This window comes from Prosthecobacter gellanilyticus (assembly GCF_007992435.1).
GTDB lineage: Bacteria > Verrucomicrobiota > Verrucomicrobiia > Verrucomicrobiales > Verrucomicrobiaceae > Prosthecobacter > Prosthecobacter gellanilyticus.
Genome location: NZ_BKAG01000110.1, coordinates 1 through 3,317, shown reverse-complemented (window position 1 = coordinate 3,317; position 3,317 = coordinate 1). Strand labels below are relative to the sequence as shown.

General features: G+C 62.3%; 4 protein-coding genes. All 4 read right to left on the bottom strand.

Annotated features, from left to right (window positions below):
* Positions 1 to 124 precede the first annotated feature (124 nt).
* A complete protein-coding gene (locus BGE01nite_RS28660; RefSeq protein ID WP_146856364.1) occupies positions 125 to 715 on the bottom strand; it encodes a hypothetical protein in 591 nt (196 codons plus the stop codon).
* 49 nt (positions 716 to 764) lie between these two features.
* On the bottom strand, positions 765 to 1,235 hold the full coding sequence (locus BGE01nite_RS28655) for a hypothetical protein (RefSeq protein ID WP_146856362.1): 471 nt from the start codon (positions 1,233 to 1,235) through the stop codon (positions 765 to 767).
* A 258-nt stretch (positions 1,236 to 1,493) separates the two neighbouring features.
* Positions 1,494 to 2,528: a hypothetical protein gene (locus BGE01nite_RS28650; protein ID WP_146856360.1), complete on the bottom strand. Its 1,035-nt coding sequence runs from the start codon at positions 2,526 to 2,528 to the stop codon at positions 1,494 to 1,496.
* A 64-nt stretch (positions 2,529 to 2,592) separates the two neighbouring features.
* The gene (locus BGE01nite_RS28645; protein ID WP_146856358.1) at positions 2,593 to 3,219 is read right to left on the bottom strand and encodes a capsid cement protein; all 627 of its coding nucleotides are present in this window, start codon (positions 3,217 to 3,219) and stop codon (positions 2,593 to 2,595) included.
* Between the last annotated feature and the right edge of the window lie 98 nt (positions 3,220 to 3,317).

Sequence of the window (3,317 nt, the reverse complement as noted above, 5' to 3'; positions counted from 1 at the left end):
CTGGTTAGGCGGGTTGGTTCTTGGTTGGGTCCTTTTCCGTGTGTTCCGTAGGCCCTGTTTCTTAGCTCTCCGCGTCTTCCCTCTCCGCGTCTCCGCGTCTCCGCGTCTCCGCGTCTCCGTGTCTCTACTTGCCGCCGCTCTTCTCAATCGAGGCCAGATAAGCGCGCGCACCTTCCTCAGAGAACTTCGCATACTCCTCATCACTCGGAGCCAGCGTGCGGTCCTGCGGCAGGGTGACCACGCTCTTCAGCAGAAAGTAAAAGTGCAGCCGCCCCTCGCCTGCTTTTCGTGCGAGGAAGGCGCGGCCTTGCCCAGCACGATACACAAAGAGATCGTTAAACTGCGCGGGCCGCTTCCCATAAGATTCAGCGCGCATGGGGATGGCCAGCATCTTCTTCGCCTTCGGGCGGATGGTGACGGGTCCGGCGATGCGCCTGAAGATGGCTCCGGTGAAGGTGATGACCGCGCCATCCTTTGTCCCCTGCCCTTTCACCAGCTCCGCGCGCTTCACCAGATAACCCGTGGGCGTGGCACCCATGCGGTTCGCCGTGCCATGGCGCTCCTGCGCGATCTTTCGCAGATACGTCCGCGTGCCCGCCTCCGCCGCGCTGGCGATGTGCTCATTCAGCTTCGTGCGGTCCGTGAGCGCCCGCTGAAGCCTCTCCAGCACGGGTGTGGCCGTGTCAGTCGTTTTGACGCTTATTGTTAGGCTCATCAGATTACGTTCTTGGATGAATCAGGATTCATGAATCAAAAATCAGGAATCAAAACAGCCCGCTCACACCTTCCCGTGTGACTCGTCTCTGTGTGGCTGAGACCACCTCCACCGTGCCCGCGCTGGCCTGCAGATCCGCACCGGCGGGGTTCACCGGCTGCACGAGCTTGATCTTCCCCTCCGCCACATGCCGAAGCTCGCTCTCCGCGCTGCGCCAGGCTTCCAGGCGGCGGTCATCCAGCAGCTTGGACATGCCCGGAAGCCGCGTGATGAAGTCATAGACCCAGAGCGCGAGGAAGCAGGTGGTGAGCTCGTCCGGGATGCTGCCCTCCGGACCGAGCAGATTTTCCGGACGTGCCGCCACTCGACCGCGAATGCGCGTGACGATGTGATCAATGATGTCCTGCGCCATCTCCTCGCCATCCTGTCCTGCTTGAGTGGCAGCACGATGCAAGGCCTGCCACTCCGCGCCGGTGATGCGCTGCTGGCATTGTGAAAGGGTGGGTGTGATCCAGGGCATGGTTTGGGGGAGGTTTGCGGTGGTTGGCTATGGTTTGCCATTGTTGGCAGTGGTTTCAGGGAAGGTTCAGAAGGTGAACCGCACATGAGATCGCTGATCTCTGAGGTGCTTGGGCTTTGGAAAAACTACCGCAAACAATCGTCAACAACTGCAAACGACTGCAAACGGCTCGGCCTGGTCTCGCTCAAGACTGCGCACCGCCATCACGACGATGCGCAGGGTTTGAACGCGCAACCAACTTTGCGCTCATATCTCCGTTCAGGAGATCGTCAGCTTGCGGATGCCGAGCGTGCTGGTGATCTTCATCAGCTCATGCACCTCCACGGCGAGCGCGAGCTTCTTCGGACCGATGTCCCAGCGGTGCACCATGAGCTCCATGCCGTTGTCACACGGGCTCCAGAAGCGCTTGATGTTGCTGGCGTCCTCCACCGTGGCGCCGCTGAGCGCATGATACTCCAGCACGAGATTGCCGAGAGCCTCGGCCTTCGCGCTGGCGCTGGTGGCATAGCGCGCCTGGCAGACGAGCACCTGCTCCACACCCAGGAACTGCGCCACCTGCTCCGGCGTGAGACCGGCGCTGGCGAAACCGCCGGCGCTGTCCTGCGCACGATGAGACAGCACGCGCTTGCTCCAGGCCGTGGGGCCATAAGCCACACGGTTTGGCCGCACGCCAGCGGCGGTGTGACCGGTGAGGATGTCCGCAAACACATCGCTGTCCGGGTCCTTGCCAGCCGCGGCATCCCAGGTCTTCGCCGTGTTCGTGGCAGAGGCGGAGAGCAGGTTGATGGCGCGACGCAATTGGTTAAGCCGCAGACGGTTCAGCAGCATGCGCGTGTAGGTCTGCTCCCAGTTCGGATTGTCCTTCACCTGGTCCGCGTCCACGCAGACCATGAGGCCGCGGTTCTGCGTCTTGGCGCTGATTTCCTCGCTGGTGAACTCCACGGATTTGAAGTCGCCACCCGGAGCGCGGAGATCATCCGTGAGCTCGGAGTAGAAGGCCTCCGCATTGTCATGCGACTTGAAGTCAAAGCGGCGAGCCACAGGCACACCGGGGGCCAGGGCCTCCAGGTCCGCGCTGAAGTCCACACCGGGATAACCCACGGCATAGGTGGTGAGGGCCTCGCGATACGTGCCCTCGGTGAGCATGTCCGCGTTCAGCTCCGTGATCTCGCCATGGCGGTGAGCGCCGGTGTAAGAGGGAGCATAGTGGAGGGTGGCGGCATCCGCCGCATTGATGAGGGCGTGATACGCCTTGCGCATGAGGGCCGCGCGGGCCTGGGCATTGATTTTCATGTTCAAAAGAAGTGTTCTTGGTTCTTTGTTCCTGGTTCTTGGTTGTCCTTGGTATGGCTTTTGATTAGGCCAGGACGATGACGATGGCTCCGCCGGACATGGCGGCCTTCACGGCGGGAAGATCAGCACCACTGGCGATGACCTTCACGAGCTGTGGCAGACGCGGCGTGACCTCAAAGGTGTCACCGTCCGCGCTGCAGGCCGTGATGGCGCGGCCCACGTGGTAATAGGTGCCGGCGCTGCCGGGCTCGTCCTGCACCTTGCCAGAGGCAGCGGTGTAGACGTCCGCCCCTGCGGCGATGGCTTCGCTCCCCACCATGCGCACGGTGCCTGGAGCGGCGCCAAGGAAGGCGATGGTGGCGGCCTCTTCTGCGCCGGAAGGTTCATCGATGCACAGGCCGAGCGGCTTGTCACCGGCTCCACAGGCGGCGAAGTGCGCGGCATCACTGCCGGTCTTCACCAAAAGATGGCGGGTGGTGAGCGCGGCATCCGCCAGTAGATGGCCGATGCGACCGGTGGCATGCGTGCCGTCCGTGAGTGCATTCACGCGCAGGATGCCGGCATGAAGACCAGCAGCGCGACGCAGCCCGCGCAGCGAAGGCAGGCCAGGCATGGACTGCCACGCCAGCAGGGCCAGGGGCAGGAGGAGAGCTGCAAGGATGAGGCAGCCCAGGATCAGGTTCGTTTTCATTTGGGTGGGTATGTATTGGGTTGTGTTTTCTGTTTTCTTGAGCTGCCTCATCAGCGTGTGCCTCGAGGCAAAGTGTTGTTTTGTTAGGCCGTTCTCGG

Excerpts from the sequence above, each read along its gene's own strand:
- BGE01nite_RS28660 (WP_146856364.1), bottom strand. The coding sequence starts at position 715 with ATGAGCCTAACAATAAGCGTCAAAACGACTGACACGGCCACACCCGTG.
- BGE01nite_RS28655 (WP_146856362.1), bottom strand. The coding sequence starts at position 1,235 with ATGCCCTGGATCACACCCACCCTTTCACAATGCCAGCAGCGCATCACC.
- BGE01nite_RS28650 (WP_146856360.1), bottom strand. The coding sequence starts at position 2,528 with ATGAAAATCAATGCCCAGGCCCGCGCGGCCCTCATGCGCAAGGCGTAT.
- BGE01nite_RS28645 (WP_146856358.1), bottom strand. The coding sequence starts at position 3,219 with ATGAAAACGAACCTGATCCTGGGCTGCCTCATCCTTGCAGCTCTCCTC.